General features: G+C 57.3%; 12 protein-coding genes and 1 pseudogene. 5 read left to right on the top strand and 8 right to left on the bottom strand.

The annotated features are described in order from the left end of the window. Window positions 1–145: 145 nt before the first annotated feature. The 8 genes from speA to RGU44_RS22850 form a co-directional block, all read right to left on the bottom strand. The gene (speA, locus tag RGU44_RS22885; RefSeq protein ID WP_322177664.1) at window positions 146–2,059 is read right to left on the bottom strand and encodes an arginine decarboxylase; all 1,914 of its coding nucleotides are present in this window, start codon (window positions 2,057–2,059) and stop codon (window positions 146–148) included. Window positions 2,060–2,212: 153 nt separating this feature from the next. Next, on the bottom strand, window positions 2,213–2,584 hold the full coding sequence (locus RGU44_RS22880) for a translation initiation factor Sui1 (RefSeq protein WP_322177663.1): 372 nt from the start codon (window positions 2,582–2,584) through the stop codon (window positions 2,213–2,215). Between the two features lie 191 nt (window positions 2,585–2,775). Continuing rightward, window positions 2,776–3,315, bottom strand: coding sequence for an NUDIX hydrolase (locus RGU44_RS22875; protein WP_322177662.1), 540 nt, complete (start codon window positions 3,313–3,315; stop codon window positions 2,776–2,778). A 3-nt stretch (window positions 3,316–3,318) separates the two neighbouring features. Next, window positions 3,319–4,392 (bottom strand): DUF2333 family protein, encoded by a 1,074-nt coding sequence (locus RGU44_RS22870; RefSeq protein ID WP_322177661.1) that lies wholly within the window; start codon window positions 4,390–4,392, stop codon window positions 3,319–3,321. Between the two features lie 877 nt (window positions 4,393–5,269). After that, complete coding sequence (locus RGU44_RS22865; protein ID WP_322278046.1) at window positions 5,270–6,511, bottom strand: peptidoglycan recognition family protein; 1,242 nt, start codon at window positions 6,509–6,511, stop codon at window positions 5,270–5,272. Continuing rightward, window positions 6,508–7,011, bottom strand: coding sequence for an Hcp family type VI secretion system effector (locus RGU44_RS22860; RefSeq protein ID WP_322278044.1), 504 nt, complete (start codon window positions 7,009–7,011; stop codon window positions 6,508–6,510). Before RGU44_RS22860 ends, RGU44_RS22865 begins: the two co-directional genes overlap by 4 nt. 59 nt (window positions 7,012–7,070) lie before the next feature. After that, window positions 7,071–7,724, bottom strand: coding sequence for a hypothetical protein (locus tag RGU44_RS22855; RefSeq protein WP_322278042.1), 654 nt, complete (start codon window positions 7,722–7,724; stop codon window positions 7,071–7,073). Continuing rightward, on the bottom strand, window positions 7,721–8,881 hold the full coding sequence (locus tag RGU44_RS22850; RefSeq protein ID WP_322278040.1) for a DUF2515 family protein: 1,161 nt from the start codon (window positions 8,879–8,881) through the stop codon (window positions 7,721–7,723). Before RGU44_RS22850 ends, RGU44_RS22855 begins: the two co-directional genes overlap by 4 nt. Before the next feature lie 411 nt (window positions 8,882–9,292). Between RGU44_RS22850 and RGU44_RS22845 the strand changes: the two genes are divergently transcribed. The 5 genes and pseudogenes from RGU44_RS22845 (at window position 9,293) to accB (ending at window position 15,922) form a co-directional block, all read left to right on the top strand. Next, a complete protein-coding gene (locus tag RGU44_RS22845; RefSeq protein WP_322278038.1) occupies window positions 9,293–10,960 on the top strand; it encodes a PleD family two-component system response regulator in 1,668 nt (555 codons plus the stop codon). A 1,498-nt stretch (window positions 10,961–12,458) separates the two neighbouring features. Next, window positions 12,459–12,974 (top strand): annotated as a pseudogene (locus RGU44_RS25215) (methyl-accepting chemotaxis protein); the annotation flags it as partial. Between the two features lie 98 nt (window positions 12,975–13,072). Further along, window positions 13,073–14,860 carry a protein-disulfide reductase DsbD gene (locus RGU44_RS22835; protein ID WP_322278036.1) on the top strand — a complete coding sequence of 596 codons (1,788 nt, stop codon included), beginning with the start codon at window positions 13,073–13,075 and terminating at the stop codon, window positions 14,858–14,860. A 126-nt stretch (window positions 14,861–14,986) separates the two neighbouring features. Beyond that, window positions 14,987–15,442 carry a type II 3-dehydroquinate dehydratase gene (gene aroQ, locus RGU44_RS22830; RefSeq protein WP_322177652.1) on the top strand — a complete coding sequence of 152 codons (456 nt, stop codon included), beginning with the start codon at window positions 14,987–14,989 and terminating at the stop codon, window positions 15,440–15,442. A 24-nt stretch (window positions 15,443–15,466) separates the two neighbouring features. Further along, the gene (gene accB / locus RGU44_RS22825; RefSeq protein WP_219062523.1) at window positions 15,467–15,922 is read left to right on the top strand and encodes an acetyl-CoA carboxylase biotin carboxyl carrier protein; all 456 of its coding nucleotides are present in this window, start codon (window positions 15,467–15,469) and stop codon (window positions 15,920–15,922) included. Window positions 15,923–15,938 lie beyond the last annotated feature (16 nt).

Raw genomic sequence — 15,938 nt, 5'->3', positions numbered from 1 at the left:
CCGAGAGAACCTTCCGAGTAGAGGGCTGGAACGCAGAACAGGAAAGAGCCTACAAAAAAAAACGACAAGGCAGACAGATAGCCAGACAAACGAACGGGCCACATTCAGGGCCCGTTCGTGTACAGCTCAGCCGCCGGCGATCCGATCAGGAAGACAAGTACGACGACCGCGTCAGACCCAGACGCAGCGCGTCCAGGTACTGAGTACGTTCGCGCGGACTGATCTTGGCGCTGGCAACCTTGTCGCGGTAATGCGTCATCAGCTCGTCCGGAGACAAGTGCACGTAGCGGAGCATGTCCTCGATGGTGTCGTGAGTTTCGATGCCCCCGTGGTACACGCTGCCGTCCGGTTTCTGATAGATGTTTACCGAGTCGGTGTCACCGAACAAGTTGTGCATGTCACCGAGAATTTCCTGATAGGCGCCCACCAGGAAAATCCCCAGCAGATAATCTTCGCCTTCATTGAGGGCATGAACCGGCAAGCTGGTCTCGATGCTCTGCTCGTCGACGTACTGCTTGATCTTGCCGTCGGAGTCGCAGGTCAAATCCTGCAGGACCGCACGGCGATTCGGCTCTTCGTCGAGACGGTGCAGCGGCAAGATCGGCAGTACCTGGCCAATCGCCCAGGTGTCCGGCAGGCTCTGGAACACCGAGAAATTGCAGATGTACTTGTCGGCGAGCTTGTCATTGAGTTCGTCCAGCACCTGACGGTGCGAACGCTGGCGCGCCTTCAACGAGTTGTGCAGACGGCGGCAGACCGCGAAGTAGCACTGCTCGGCCAAGGCTTTCTGCGCCAGCGTGATCTTGCCATCCGCATACTGCGTGGCAATGTCACTCATGTAGTGCGTGGCACGCCAGTAGGTTTCGGTGACCATCTCGATGTCGGTCGGCCCGAGCAGGTCTACCAGCCATTGCACGGTCTCCGGCAGGCTTTCCTTGTCAGCGATCTTCGGGATTTCGTCGTTGTGCCTTTCGACGTCAGTCACCTGCACCACCAACATCGCGTGATGCGCCGTCAGCGAGCGGCCGCTTTCGGAGAAAATGTTCGGATGCGGCAACTCCTGCTCGTCGCAGAAGTCCTTGAGCATGCCGACCACGACACCGGCGTAATCGTCCATGTCGTAGTTGATCGAGCTGGCATTGCGCGAGTGAGTACCGTCGTAGTCCACGCCCAAGCCACCGCCCACGTCGATATGGTCGACCGGCAAGCCCAGATTGCGCAGTTCGCCGTAGTAGCGGATCGCCTCTTTGAACCCGTGTTGGTAGTCAGCCAGGTTGGCGATCTGCGACCCCATGTGGAAGTGCAACAGGCGCACGCCTTGATCAAGGCCCGCCGCGCGGAAACGCTCGACCACGGACAACAGCTGCGCTGCAGACAAACCAAACTTGGATTTCTCACCGCCGGTATCAGCCCATTTGCTTGATGCCAGCGAAGACAGGCGCACACGCAGGCCAATCTGTGGCGCGACCTTGAGATCGGCAGCCTCGTCGATGACCAACGCCACTTCGGATTCTTTTTCGATCACGATGAAGACGTTGTGACCCAGCTTTTGCCCCATCAATGCCAGACGGATGAACTCGCGGTCCTTGTAGCCGTTGCAAACGATGGTCCCGCCTTTGGGCGCCAAGGCCAGCACGGCCATCAACTCCGGCTTGGAACCCGCTTCCAGGCCGATGGAGACGTCCTGCGTGGCGATGATGCTTTCCACCACGGCTTCTTGCTGGTTGACCTTGATCGGGTACAGCGCAGTGTATTTGCTCTGGTAGCCCAGACGCTCGATGTTGGCGTCGAACGCACCAGTCAACTGACGAACGCGGTCTTGCAGGATGTCGGGGAAGCGCACCAGCAGCGGCAGGGAGAGACCACTTTTGCGCAGCTCGTCGACCTGTTCATACAGATCGATAGGCGCACTGCTCGGACCGTTGGGGCGAACTTCAACGCGGCCGGCGTCGTTGATTGCAAAATAACCGGCTCCCCAATGACGAATCCCATAAACACTGCGGCTGTCCGCAACTGTCCATTGGCTGCCATCGTCTTTGCGTGTGCGTCGTACGGACATCGAAGTCCCCTATAAAGAAGTCAAATAGCGTCAGCCGCAACAGGGCTGGCGCAGTGTAAAGAATGGAAGTGACGATTTGGCACTGTGTCGACAGGCGCCCGTCTGCGTTGAGAAGTAGACCCGGATCAAGGCACAGAGTTTAGACGTGGAGGCTTAACCGCCGGACTTCTTTGCTTTGAACCCAAGTTTCACCAGCTCCGCCAACAGCAGTTCGACATGATCGCCCTGAATCTCGATCACCCCGTCCTTGAGCGCACCGCCAGTTCCGCAACGCCGTTTGAGCGCAGTTGCCAGCTCTTTGAGCGGGTCTTCGGCCAACGGTACCCCCGTGACAGTGGTCACCGTTTTACCGCCACGACCTTTGCTTTCGCGGCGCACACGGGCGATGCCATCTCCATCGGGGATAACGGTTTGTTTGCAGACACAGGTATCCACGGGCTGACGACAGTCGGGGCAATGCCGTCCTGCGTCGGTGGAAAATACCAGACCGCCCAAGGCGGCGAAGGATGCGGCTTTTTTGGCCACCAGCAATCCTCTTGTTTGAGGACAAAGATGGGCCGGCTCCGGCGTAGCGGGTAACCGACCGCGAAGCCCCACTCAGGCAGGGGCAGCGCTACTGGGCCAATAATGGCTCAGCTTGAAAAGGTCGCGCAGTGTAACGGCAAAAAGTGCAGATGCTAAGGGCAAATATGCGCCAATTTCTTGAACATTTGCGCCTAAGACTCCGTCTGCCCCAAATAACGCTTCAGTGCCGCCAGAGAGTCCGGGCAGTAAGGCTTGTGCAGCGTTTCACTCAAGGCCTCGGCCACCGGAATGAAGCGTGCTTCCAGCACCTCTTCAGGCTGCAACGTCAGCGGCCCGTCCCAGACAGCGCTGAACACCGCGCACCACAGGCGATTGCCCGGTTGATCGAAGAAGAAATGTTCATGCGCGCTCAGCGATACACCACTGACGCCCAACTCTTCCTCGAGTTCGCGGGCCGCTGATTCGGCGTACGTTTCTTCGGCCAGCACCATGCCACCAGCGGCCACGTCCCAATAACCCGGATAAATAGCCTTGCTCAAGGTGCGCCGATGCACGCACAAGTCACCGGCAGAGTTGAACAGCAATATATAGGTGCCACGTCCAATCAGACCGCGCTCGCGTAGCTGAGCCCGCTCAATAGAACCCAGCTGTTTGTCCTGCTCATCGACCCAGGCAATCTGTTCGGCGTCGGAGGCGGCGCGGTGCGCGGCCTCCTGAGAGGAGAACGGCATCGATCAACCCTGCGAAAGCAGTTGGCGCAAGTCGATCACCGCAGCGTTGGCCCGGGAAATGTAGTTGGCCATGACCAGCGAGTGGTTAGCCAGCACGCCGAAGCCGCTGCCATTGAGAATCATTGGGCTCCAGACCGGTGCCTGCGAAGCTTCCAGCTCACGAATGATCTGGCGCACGCTGACCGTGGCGTTCTTTTTCGCCAACACATCGGCAAAGTCTACTTCGATAGCGCGAAGCAGGTGCGACAACGCCCACGCCTGACCCCGGGCTTCGTAGAACACGTCGTCAATCTGCAGCCACGGTGTCTCCACGATCTCTTCATCGACCTTCGGTACTTGGCCTGGGAGAACAGACTCGGTTTTCAAGCTGCTGTTTAGCTTCACCCGGCCGACGCTGGCCGACAGCCGCTGCGACAGCGAACCAAGACGGGTGGCGACGTCACCCAACCAGTTATTCAAGTTATCGGCGCGGGCATAAAATAGTGCACTTTTTTGGCTAGGATCGGACAAGCGCGCTTGATAGCGGCTCAACGAATTGATCCCCTCCCGGTACTCGGACTCACTCGACGGCAAGACCCAGCTTTTATTGTCGAAGTTGAAACGCGGCTCAGCTTTGGCCAAGTCGGCGTCTTCTGCCGATTGCGATTGCGAGCGGGCAAAGTCCTTACGCAAAGCACGGCTCAGGTCACGCACCTGCACCAGTACGCCATATTCCCAATGCGAGATGTTGTCCAGCCACACGCCCGGCGGAAAGCGGTCGTTGGAAATATAACCACCGCGCTTATCGAGCAGCGTCGATGCCACGGTCTTGAGCGTTTCGACCGTGGTGTAGCCGATGACCATCTGCTTGCCCTGGCTCTCAGCGGCCAACTGCGCGTTTTGCTGAACCGGAAACAGCGCCGGTTCCTGGCTCCAGTACCAGCCGATCACTAGCGTGACCAGCAAATACAGGCCGACCAGAACACCTAGGGCACGGCTAAAAAAAACACCACCCCAATAGCTTCGGGGGCGGGTTCCAACCGCTGAGTCATCGACACGGTCCTGTGCGCGGCCCGCGCGGTTCTTCCAGTCCAGCATGGCTATATCCTTTCAATCACGAAATTCAATGGTTCGACCACAACCTTACAGCAAGGTGCCTTGGGTGTGGGAGGGAGGTTGCGTGGAAATGGTTTGAGGGGGGTGGCCGGGGGCATTCGCTTCGTAGTCTAAAGGCTCTACAGGTTATTGTTCACGATCCGATGCAGTGCCAGCACCGATGCCCTCACCCTGAAAATTTAACGATCTAAGATTTCGCACTTTAAACACCTCAATCAGAACCAATAAAATGATCGCCGCACAACCTAATACCTGTTCCATCCACGACTGAGTTAAAAACACCGACGCACCCTACCACCTCACAACCTGCTACAACGCCTCGCATCATCTGGATGATCGAGATTAGTTTCGATCCCAAGCCGATACTTACAATAATCAATAAGCTGTTGTTGTTGCTCGTCATCCAACACATCATATTCACCCCCCAATTCGCGTTCGGGTTAACGAATTTCACTTGGAGCGCGAGTGACTTTTCCAAAAAAAAGTGGTTGAATCGGGACCATATTCCTCGACATAATTGTAATAACCAACATTCAATATCACTACCAGAATCAAAAGCCCCGCAAACACCCCTATCGAGCGCTGCACCGTAACATCTCCTTTTGACTCTGAAGGTTGGTATCAATCCCTAGTCGATATTTACAATAATCAATAATCTGGCGCCTTTCAGAATCACTCAAGTATTGAAACCTCGGATAATCTCCAGATTTGGCAAACAGGTTAGTAAATTTCACCTTAAAGGTTGGCGACTTTTTAATAAAAAAATGCCATTGCACCGGGCCATGCATCCCCGCAGACGTATAACACCCCACCGTTAGACAGAGGAGCATCGCCAGTGACGTAGTTATTGCAATCAGCTTCATAGGACAGAGGGCTCGCTCAGTCCAGTCGAACGTCTTAATTTCGCCACCAGTTCCATACCCGTGTTACCAGGGCAATACTTGTCGTCTCCTTTCTGATTCGGGTACTCCCTATGCCCACCCAAAACCCTTATTGAAAATACTTGGCGCAGAGCTTCAATTAGAGCGCACAGGGCTTCAACCTGTAAAGCAGGCGGAGTATTTTGAGTATTTTGCTTCCAAACTTCCATACCACTCCGCAGCCCATCAATCCAATCATCCACCTCACCGGTAACGGTCAAATCTTCCAACAATACGATCCCAATGACACCCGTATTATACTCATCTACACTTGCGCCTTTAGAGCGGATATCCCTTCCTTCAAAAACCTGACCAGCGCAGTCTATTCCAAAGTGATATCCAATATCGTCATAACCTCTGCCTAAATGATTATTTTGCGCCCTTTTCATTTGCATTGCGCCGAAGTCTCCGCACCCATAGCCTCGCCCTGCGTGGTGCAGTGCAATCATGGAGTAATTCCAACCCGGCACCATTCCATTTTTGACTGATTTCGCCTCCCATAACGAACGCTGCCGAACTTTAAAACCAGCGACGTCCATGGTATGCAGGATAGTCTGCCGAGTCATAGCTCGATCATTCACCGCGATACGACAAACCCACGTGTTAGCATCAAGCTCACGGGACATCAATTCGGTCACAAATACCGTATCTGTTGACTCCGAAAAAAGACCGCCTGTATGCTGAAGTGGAGTTCTAAACGAGACGCGTATAGAAACGGGTACACCATCTGAGGGTGTAGGCAACTGTACCAGGCCGTCGCCATCAGTGTGACCCTCAATAATCTTACCGCTCACCATAGCTATGTAAGGCCGCCCAACAAGTGGCTCCCTAGAGTCGAAACTTATCACCTTGAATATACAACCATAGCTTTTTTTAGCGCCCGGCGAAGGATTCATCAACTCCATCACTCGATGCTCAAGCAACTTCGCACCCACCGACTTATCTATTTGCCCGCCATCAAAGTAATATGCCTCGTCCCTCACCAACAACCATTCGCCACTCTCGACCCGTTTCACCACCTCGCTGTCAAACGGGAGCATCAGAACGTTACGAAGCGGCTCCATCCCATCGATATCGGCCCCCCTTTCAAGATGCTGCTTGACGATATCCAGCGCTTCGTCAACCGGATAGGTATGTTTCACCTCCGACAATGACGGGTACAACGCGCTGATCAACTTCACTGCTGAGACCCTGCGTGCCATTCGTCATAGCCACTGGTTTTACCGATTTCGTGTCGACAAGCAATGAACTGATAGGCAAAGTGCACCGTTTCCAATTGAGTGAAATGGGCAGTACTCAAGTTCTGACAGTGGGGCATGGTCACATTGAAGGCGACGATGATCGCGCCTTCCAATTCAATAGTGTAAAAGTGTTCCTGGACACCGTTGCCAGCGGGGCGATACAAGTCTAATCGGCACGTTTTGATCGCTTCACCGTTGGCGGCTGCATTAAAGAGCAAAGGTGAGGACTTATCGACCGCCTTGGTGATGATCAACGGCTTGTGCATACGACGACCGGTTACTCCGCCTGGAATAACGACTCCGTGGTCGTATGCCTGCACCAGAATCTGATCTTCATGGCCCAACTGCCATGCGTTACCAACCGAGTCCTTGCCGAGCGCACCGGCAGTGATAAGGCCTTGCTGGGTTCCGTGAATGGTCATGTAGGCGGGACTTGGCATTCGGATGCTCCATTTTTTTTCGAGAAAAAGTATTCGGGTGACTGCCGTGGGGCGAGTACTCAGCGTGCAAGCACGGGGGGCTCCGTATGGGTGGGCAGCCACGGTTTGCCGAGATTGAGGGTGATCATGTAGCGCTCTTCGTCGGGGCGTTTGTAGTCTTTGAAGCGATGCACCCGCAGCAGAACCTGGTATTTGTCACCGGCCTGCCAATAGGTCGTCCCGCCCTTGTTCACGTCACGCAATTGGGCTCGCCATTCGGGGGTATCCGCGAAAGGAGGGGCGCTCCTCTGTCTGATGGGGATCCAGCCGCTCTGGCGCCATTGATCCTGTAATTCCAGAACAACCTTAAGGGCGTCATCGAGCAGCAGCGGTTCGATTTGCGGGGACATGCGGATACCGTCAATTCGCTCGTTTTCAAATCCAATGGTGAAGAAGCGAGCCAGCGGCGTGACGAACCCGTACTGCGGGTCACTGACCCGCAATCGCGCATCGGACTTGGGCATGCCAAACCAAACCTCTCCAGGTATCGCCGGACTAATGGCCGCACTTGAACGCTTGCGCATGTCTTCCCAGGGTTCACCGATCACTAACGCGATTTCCGGTTCATCCGCTAACGCCTGAAAACCCCAGCGCATCAGCGCAACAGCCAAAAGGGCGAGCAGGACAATGCCCAGTCGCCGACGCCGGCCACCGACGCGTGATTGCAGTTTCATCGCACGCCCTCGCCAGCGGCGATCTCGTTGATCGACTGCTCCAGGGCACTGCGGTTGTCGTCGTGCAGCATCTCGTCGAAGCGCGCTGCTGCCCTGAGCACGAAGGCCATCCGCTGCTCAACGTCTGACAGGTCCGCCAACGGGTTGCTGCCGAAGCCGATGGTGCGGCCATCCTCGACCCGCCGACATTGGCTGGCGAGAGTCAACTCGATGGCTTGGGCCACGCCGGAGGGGAGACCGGTGACATAGGACGCGTGGTTGCCGCGTAACAGAGTTACCAGTTGCCGGTCCTCGTAGATTGACGGTTGCAGGATGTTCCGCTGCTCGTGAGCAGCAAAACGTCTCACGCTCTCGGCAATATCCCCTGCTTCTATTGCCTCAAAGGCTTGCAGGATTTCCAGGTGAGCGGTTCCGAAAGGAAGTATTTCCTGGCCAACCGGCCACAGCACCGGGAATTGGGGATGACCATAAATGCTCTTGCGCAATTCCAGACACGTCTTCAATTCCTGAAATCCACGCTTTTTATAAAACGCATGCAACGGAAAGATATCCAGGAACAACGTGGTGTTGCCCAGCGCCATCATTTCGTAGACGTGCTGGAACTGCTGCTGCATCAGGGATAACGGCTCTCCCTCACGGCGAATATCGGGGGATGGGACGGGGTTGCTGTCCTTCGCTTGCTGGTAATCGCGCAGCGTTTGCTTATCCATATCGCTGATGGTGTACATGCCCGGAATGCCAGAGCTTGAAACCGAACTACCGGCCAGCAATCTCTGCCCTGCGTCGTACTCCGCCTGGACGCCGTCGACAGCGCCCGCCGCATGCAACAGCCCGCAGCCGACTTGCTTGGAAGCAAAGGCCGCCAGTCCGGCCCACTGGAAGCGCGGCTCGTGCAGCCACAGTCTGGCGTAGGCGGCGTTGATGGCGCGGTTTCGTTCGATGGGGTCGGCAATCAGGATGCCGCCGGGGGCCACAACCTCTTCGGCCTCCCGCTGAAAAACGCGCCAGGCACCCTCACAGGTCAGAACCGGCACCTCAGTGACCCTGGTTTTGCATCCGTACAGTTCGACGACGTGGCTCGCGCACTCAGCGATGGGCTTGGTGTTTTGATTCAAGACCTGTTTGTCGCATTCGTGATCTTTAAAGCACTGAGTCATTGAGGTGGCCCCTGATTGGATGTCGAAACCCTATCAGGCGCAGGCTTGCCCGAAGCCTTGAGCTAAAAAATCAGAAAGTTCTTACAGCGATAGCTCACAAATCATTCAGAGCGCCGAGCCAAAAAATCAGAATTTTCTTACCTATCTATCCCGGTGTTTTCGCCACCCTGTTGCGTCCGATTCTCAGCCGTTCGCAGGCTTGCCTGCTCACATCCTGTTTCGGATGCAAAATCTGCAAAAAAACGCCAATTCAACCCCTGTAATTCTGTACTACCCACGCAAACGGATTGGTCATTAGAAGGCTCAATACTTTAGGGGCTAATTGACTTACGGCACGCTGGGGGATGACGAGAGGTGCTAGCATAGAGCCACCAGCCTACCTACGCTTGCACCCTCACTAGTAGCCAGGATATGACCGAGCCAGAAGATCCGAGTCGTGATCGTCTCAAGCATCATTTTGCCCAGCGGGTAATTCATCAGGCACGTCAAATTCTTGAGGTCTGGCAACGCCTGCAGCAAAGTGAATGGTCAACTGCAGACATGGCGGAGCTCACCGATTCCAACTTGCGCCTGCTGCGTTTCGCCGAGCGCTTTGAACAGGCTGAGCACGCACAATTGGCACGCAGTATCAGCGTGGCACTTGATGACGTCGAAGCCAACCGTGGACGCCTGAGCAGCAGCCTGATCACCGAACTCAACCGGTTGATGCAACGCTTGTCGCGCACCGGCCTGCGCCACGGTGACCACCTGGACCAAACGTCGTTGCCGCCCCTGCGTAAGCCAATCTACGTGATGCTTCAGGACCACGAGCGCGCAGAGCGACTGGCCAAACAACTTGAGTTCTTCGGTCTGAGCGCCTTGTCGCTGGACAGTATTGCCGCGTTCCACGCCACTATGGCTGAGCGCTACCCGGCAGCGATCGTGATGGACGTCGACTTCTGCGGCCCCGGCGAAGGCCTGATCCTGGCGGCAAAGGTGCAGGACGGACTGGAGCACAAGCTGCCGCTGTTGTTTTTCAGCCATAACGAAACTGACACCCCGACCCGACTGGCCGCCGTACGCGCTGGCGGTCAGGAGTTTCTCACCGGCACGCTAGACGCATCGAGCCTTCTGGAAAAAATCGAAGTCCTCACCTGTGTGGCGCAATACGAGCCCTATAAAGTGCTGATCATCGATGACTCCCGCGCTCAGGCCACTCACACCGAGCGCCTGCTGAACAGTGCCGGAATCATCACCCGCACATTGATTGACCCGATCCAGGCCATGGCCGAACTCGCGGAGTTCCAACCTGACCTGATCATCCTCGACATGTACATGCCGGGCTGCACAGGTACCGAGCTGGCCAAGGTGATCCGCCATAACGACCGTTATGTCAGCGTACCGATCATCTACCTGTCGGCCGAAGACGATCTGGACAAGCAACTCGATGCCATGAGTGAAGGCGGCGATGACTTCCTGACCAAACCGATCAAGCCACGGCATTTGATCACCACCGTGCGCAACCGCGCGGCGCGAGCGCGCAACCTCAAAGCGCGGATGGTTCGCGACAGTCTGACCGGCCTGTATAACCACACACATATCCTGCAACTGCTTGAAGATTGCAGCTTCCGCGCACGCCGCGAAGGCAAGCCGCTGAGCTTTGCCATGCTCGACATCGATCACTTCAAGCGCGTCAACGACAGCCATGGTCACCCCATGGGCGACAGGGTGATCAAAAGCCTGGCGCTGTTCCTCAAACAACGCCTGCGCAAGACCGACTACATTGGCCGTTACGGTGGCGAAGAGTTTGCCATCGTGATGCCTGACACCGACCTGCACAACGCGCACCGAGTGCTGGACGAGATCCGCCAGCGCTTTGCTGAGATTCATTACCCGGCGCAACCGGTGGATTTGTCGTGCACCTTTAGTGCAGGTGTTGTGGAATTGTACGAAAGCGCCGACAGCCTGACGTTGTCGTCACTGGCAGATGATGCGCTGTACCACGCTAAAGATGCGGGACGTAATCAGGTGCACGCGGGCCGCCAGAGGCAAAGTGCCACTTTTATTCATGAATCGACCGATTCGGTCATAACACTGTAACCAAAACGCAATAACTTCAAGCGCTTACCCTTAGTCGTCGGGTCGAGACCACATGCGCCTGAAGCTGCTTACCAATCTCAATACGTTACTGCTGGTCACCGTTTGTGTCGCGTTAGGAATAACGCTTTGGTGGTCACAGCAGGCACTGGAACGCCCCTATCAACTGATGGAGCGCTACCTGAGCCTGTCTCAAGCGTTTCAAAACCAAGTCGCGCGCAGCATTGAGGATTACCTCTCCAGCGGCGATGCGCTGCGCCAAAGCGATGCCATTCAGGCCATCGACAAGCTCCAGCATGAGCTCGATGCGCTGCCGCCACAGATGGCCGACAGCCTGCGCCCGAGCCTCTCCCAACTGCGCGAGTTCAGCAGTAACGACCTGCTGGCCGCCGGTAAGCTGGCGGGTGATCCGCAAGGCCTGCTGTTACAGGCTGAACGCGAACTGGGCGCCGCGCTTGAACAGCTCACGCACTATGCTTCCAGCAACACCAACCCTGCGGCGCCCAGCTACCAAGGCCCGCTACTGAGCGCATCACAACACTTGGGACGCCTGAGTCTGGCCCGGGACAAACTGGTCAGCAGCGGCCGCAGTGAGCTGGCCGCCGACGTCGAACGTGAAGTCGCCGCCATCAGCACCCAGGCGCAAGCACTGGATGCCTTGCCATTGCTCGGCGTCACGGCCAGTGCCGAGTCGAGCACCGAAGACTTCTCCGCCATGATGGGCCTGGGCAACAGCGAGAAAGCCGTCGCCGAAGACAGCGGCGTGGGCTACAAACGTGAATTGAGCAGCCTGCTTAACCGTTACCCTGCCGAGCTGAACCGTACCCGGGATCAGATTCAGCGCCGCGCAGAACTCAGCGCCAGCGCTCAACTCAAAATCGACACGCTGCAAAAAGCAATCACCAGCCTGGAACCGGAGGTGCGCGGACAGCACGCACTTATCCAGGGCGATGTGCGGATGATGCAAGGCCTGATGATCGGCCTGATCCTGTTGATCGCGCTGTTGATCGACACCCTGCAACGGCGCCTGTCCCGCGTTCTGACCAATCTTGCGCCCGCGTTATCGACCTGGGCCGAGGGGGATTTCGCCAAGGACATCCAGCTGGGCGCGACCAACCGCGAACTGCGCGACATCGAAGAATCGCTGAATCGTCTGCGGGCCTACCTCGTGGACCTGGTCGGCACTATCCGCTTGAACGCAGAGCAGGTTGAGGGCAGCAGTCATGCCTTGGCCGAACTCTGCACCGGCCTGCATGGCGGCGCAGAACGCCAGGCCAGTGATACCGCGTTGATTCGCGACTCGCTGGGCGAACTGGAAGCCACCATTCAACAGGTGGCCGGGGACGCCAGCCAAGCCGCAGAGGCCAGCCGCGATGCCGGTCGCGCCGTAGAACAGGGTCAACGGGTGATCGGCCTGAGCCTGACCGGGCTGCATGCCCTGGTGGGCGAAGTGCAACACAACGCTCAGGCCATAGAAATCCTGGCTGTGGAGTCGGCCACCATTGGCAGCGTGTTGACCGTGATCCGTTCTATCGCCGACCAGACCAACCTGCTGGCCCTCAACGCCGCCATCGAGGCCGCTCGCGCCGGGGAAATGGGTCGGGGGTTTGCGGTGGTCGCCGAGGAGGTACGCTCACTGGCCCAGCGCACTGCCGGGGCCACGGGCGAGATTCAAGTACTAATTGCCAGCTTGCAAAAAGCGGCAAGTGAGTCGGTAGAAGGCATGCGTGCTCAGGTCGAGCACGCCAAAGCCACCGCCAATCAGGCACAAGCCGCCGATGGCGCGCTGGATGAAATCGTCGGTGCGATCCAGACCATCGCCAACACCGCAGAACGCATCGCCGACGTTACCGCCCAACAAAGCGGTGCCGTCAGCGAAATTCGCGATCACAGCGAAGGCATCCACCAATTGGGCGGGGATAACCTCCTGCGCATCGGCGAAGGCCGCAGCCAAAGCCAGCACCTGCAACAACTTGGCGGGCGACTGAACACCGCCGTGCAAGCGTTCAGGGTGTAGATCCGCCTTTTGTAGGCGCAAGCGCCTACAAGGTCTGTGTCATGCAAGACAGGGAGCAGTCCGCTATCATGCGCGGACTTTCGACATGCGAGACCGCTATGCGCCGCCTGCTCTGCCTGATGTTATTGATCCTCGCCCTGCCCGCCTCGGGTGCCAGCCTCCTGGACAATCGCCCCAGCACCACACTAGGCACAGCATCGCTAAACAACAGCGCTGACTTCCTGCCGGTCCGCGAAGCATTTCGCCTGAGCCTGATCGAAACCACACCGCAATCGATCAAATTGCGTTTCGTCGCCAGCGAAGGCTATTACCTATACCGCCATCGCTTTCAGTTCCGCACCGAGCCTGCCGATATCGGCCAGGGCGCCGCGCAGCTGCCTCAGGGCGAGCAAAAACACGACGAGTACTTTGGCGACGTAGAGGTCTATCACGGCATTCTCGATGTCGACCTGCCACGCAAACCCGGCGACAACCGACCGTTCACCCTGGCCGTCACCTATCAAGGCTGTGCCGACAAGGGTCTGTGCTATCCGCCTGAAACCGAGCGCCTGGACATCGGCGACGTTGCGGCCGCAAGTACAGGCTTGTCTGCCACACCACCAACCAAGGGCACCTGGGGCTGGAAGGAACTGGCGCTGTTTTTCCTTGCGGGTATCGGCCTGACATTCACCCCGTGCGTACTGCCTATGCTACCGATCCTGTCCGGCGTGGTCCTACGCGGGCAGGTCGGCGGGTTGCGCGGTTTCAGCTTGTCGCTGGCGTATGTGCTCCCGATGGCCATCTGTTTTTCCCTGCTCGGGGCGTTGATGGGCATGTTCGGCGCAGAGCTGAACTTACAGGCGCGCCTGCAATCAGCCTGGGTGCTGGTACCTTTTTCGCTGTTCTTCATGATTTTCGCTGCGGCAATGTTTGGTCTGTTCGAACTGCGTCTGCCGCACTTCATCAGCTTTCACCTGCACCGGGTTGCGGGACGCACTGAAGGCGGCTCTTTATGGGGCGCGGCAGTCCTCGGCGTGGTCTCCAGCCTGCTGGTTTCGCCGTGTGTCTCGGCGCCCCTGGCAGGCGCGCTGCTTTATATCAGCGCCAGCGGTGATGCGCTGGGTGGAGCCTTGAAGCTGTTCGCGCTGGGACTCGGCATGGGCACGCCCTTGCTGCTGGTCGCCACGGGCGGCGCAGCATGGCTGCCTAAAAGCGGCGAGTGGCTGATCTCGGTAAAAAACATTATCGGCGTCCTGCTGCTGGCCGTGGCCATCGGCCTGCTCAGCCGGGTCATCCCAGGCGAGATCACCCTGCTCCTGCTGGGCTTGCTGGGGGCCGGCGTTGCCCTGTTTCTTGGCGCACTGGAGTTCACCTACAAGTCCGGTCCACAACGCCTTAATCAGTTGCTTGGCCTGTTTTTGCTGGTCTACGCAGTGGCCTGCTGGTACGGCGCACTGAGCGGCCAGACCGATCCTTTGCGTCCGCTGGGCCGACCACAAGCGGCATTGATGGCCAATGAAGCCGTGGCACCCACCAGCCCATGGCAGACCATCAGCACTGCGGCCGAACTGGACCGCGCCCTGAACGACGCAAAAAATGCCGGTCAACCGTTGCTGCTGGACTGGTACGCCGACTGGTGCATCAGCTGCAAAGTCATCGAACATGACGTGCTGCCCGATCCCCGCGTGACGAGCAAGCTGACCGGTTATAGCCTGATTCGTTTCGACATGACCGACAGCAGCGCCGAACAACGCGCCCTGCTCGACCGCTACAAGCTGTTCGGCCCGCCTGCGCTGCTGTTCTTCGGCAAAAAGGGCGCGGAGCTTGCGGATATTCGGGTGGTCGGCGAAATCAATGCGACAGCCTTCGCGGCACGCATCGCCAGGGCAAATGACCAAATTCAATAAACGAGTCACAAACTTCGCGCGAACATCGGTCATCGTGCTGGCTATTGCAGTTAACTGGACAGTCCGCAGGGGTTTACGGCATAGTCGCTGCGCATCGATGCTCGCATACACAAGAAGGAACAACAGATGGCGACCTTACTGGTTCTCCACGGACCTAACCTGAACCTGCTCGGCACACGCGAACCGGGCCTCTACGGCGCGGTGACCTTGGCGCAGATCAATCAGGATCTGGAAAAACAGGCCCGAGACCGTGGCCATCATCTGATGTACCTGCAAAGTAATGCCGAGTATGAACTGATCGATCGCATTCACGCCGCACGCGATGAAGGCGTGGACTTCATTGTGATCAATCCAGCAGCTTTTACGCACACCAGCGTCGCATTACGTGACGCGCTGCTGGCCGTGAGCATCCCATTCATCGAAGTGCATCTCTCTAACGTGCACAAACGCGAACCTTTCCGCCATCACTCTTACTTCTCGGATGTAGCGGTGGGAGTGATCTGCGGCCTTGGCGCCAGCGGTTACCGACTGGCCCTGGAGGCCGCCCTGGAACAGCTTGAACAACAAGCTATACGCCCCTGACCGACCCTTGGGAGTTGATGATTAATGGATATCCGTAAAGTTAAGAAACTGATCGAACTGCTGGAAGAATCCGGCATCGACGAGCTCGAGATCCGTGAAGGTGAAGAGTCCGTACGCATCAGCCGTCACAGCAAAACCCCTGCTCAGCAGTACTACGCACCTGCTCCAATGGCTGCGCCGGTTGCACCTGTTGCTGCCGCGCCCGTTGCCGTTGTTGCAGAAGCACCTGCCGCACCAAAACTCAACGGCACGATCGCTCGTTCGCCGATGGTCGGTACGTTCTACCGCACGCCTGCTCCGACTTCGCCAGCTTTTGTCGAAATCGGCCAGACCGTGAAGAAGGGCGACATCATTTGCATCGTTGAAGCGATGAAAATGATGAACCACATCGAAGCTGAAACCAGCGGTGTGATCGAATCCATCCTGGTAGAAAACGGTCAGCCGGTTGAGTACGACCAGCCGCTGTTCACCATCGTTTGAACCACGGAGAGCCTGC

The organism is Pseudomonas sp. 5C2, assembly GCF_034314155.1.
Taxonomy (GTDB): domain Bacteria; phylum Pseudomonadota; class Gammaproteobacteria; order Pseudomonadales; family Pseudomonadaceae; genus Aquipseudomonas.
This window is presented reverse-complemented; position numbering and strand designations above follow the sequence as displayed.

Excerpts from the sequence above, each read along its gene's own strand:
- speA (WP_322177664.1), bottom strand. The coding sequence starts at position 2,059 with ATGTCCGTACGACGCACACGCAAAGACGATGGCAGCCAATGGACAGTT.
- RGU44_RS22875 (WP_322177662.1), bottom strand. The coding sequence starts at position 3,315 with ATGCCGTTCTCCTCTCAGGAGGCCGCGCACCGCGCCGCCTCCGACGCC.
- RGU44_RS22870 (WP_322177661.1), bottom strand. The coding sequence starts at position 4,392 with ATGCTGGACTGGAAGAACCGCGCGGGCCGCGCACAGGACCGTGTCGAT.
- RGU44_RS22860 (WP_322278044.1), bottom strand. The coding sequence starts at position 7,011 with ATGCCAAGTCCCGCCTACATGACCATTCACGGAACCCAGCAAGGCCTT.
- RGU44_RS22855 (WP_322278042.1), bottom strand. The coding sequence starts at position 7,724 with ATGAAACTGCAATCACGCGTCGGTGGCCGGCGTCGGCGACTGGGCATT.
- RGU44_RS22850 (WP_322278040.1), bottom strand. The coding sequence starts at position 8,881 with ATGACTCAGTGCTTTAAAGATCACGAATGCGACAAACAGGTCTTGAAT.
- RGU44_RS22845 (WP_322278038.1), top strand. The coding sequence starts at position 9,293 with ATGACCGAGCCAGAAGATCCGAGTCGTGATCGTCTCAAGCATCATTTT.
- RGU44_RS22835 (WP_322278036.1), top strand. The coding sequence starts at position 13,073 with ATGCGCCGCCTGCTCTGCCTGATGTTATTGATCCTCGCCCTGCCCGCC.
- aroQ (WP_322177652.1), top strand. The coding sequence starts at position 14,987 with ATGGCGACCTTACTGGTTCTCCACGGACCTAACCTGAACCTGCTCGGC.
- accB (WP_219062523.1), top strand. The coding sequence starts at position 15,467 with ATGGATATCCGTAAAGTTAAGAAACTGATCGAACTGCTGGAAGAATCC.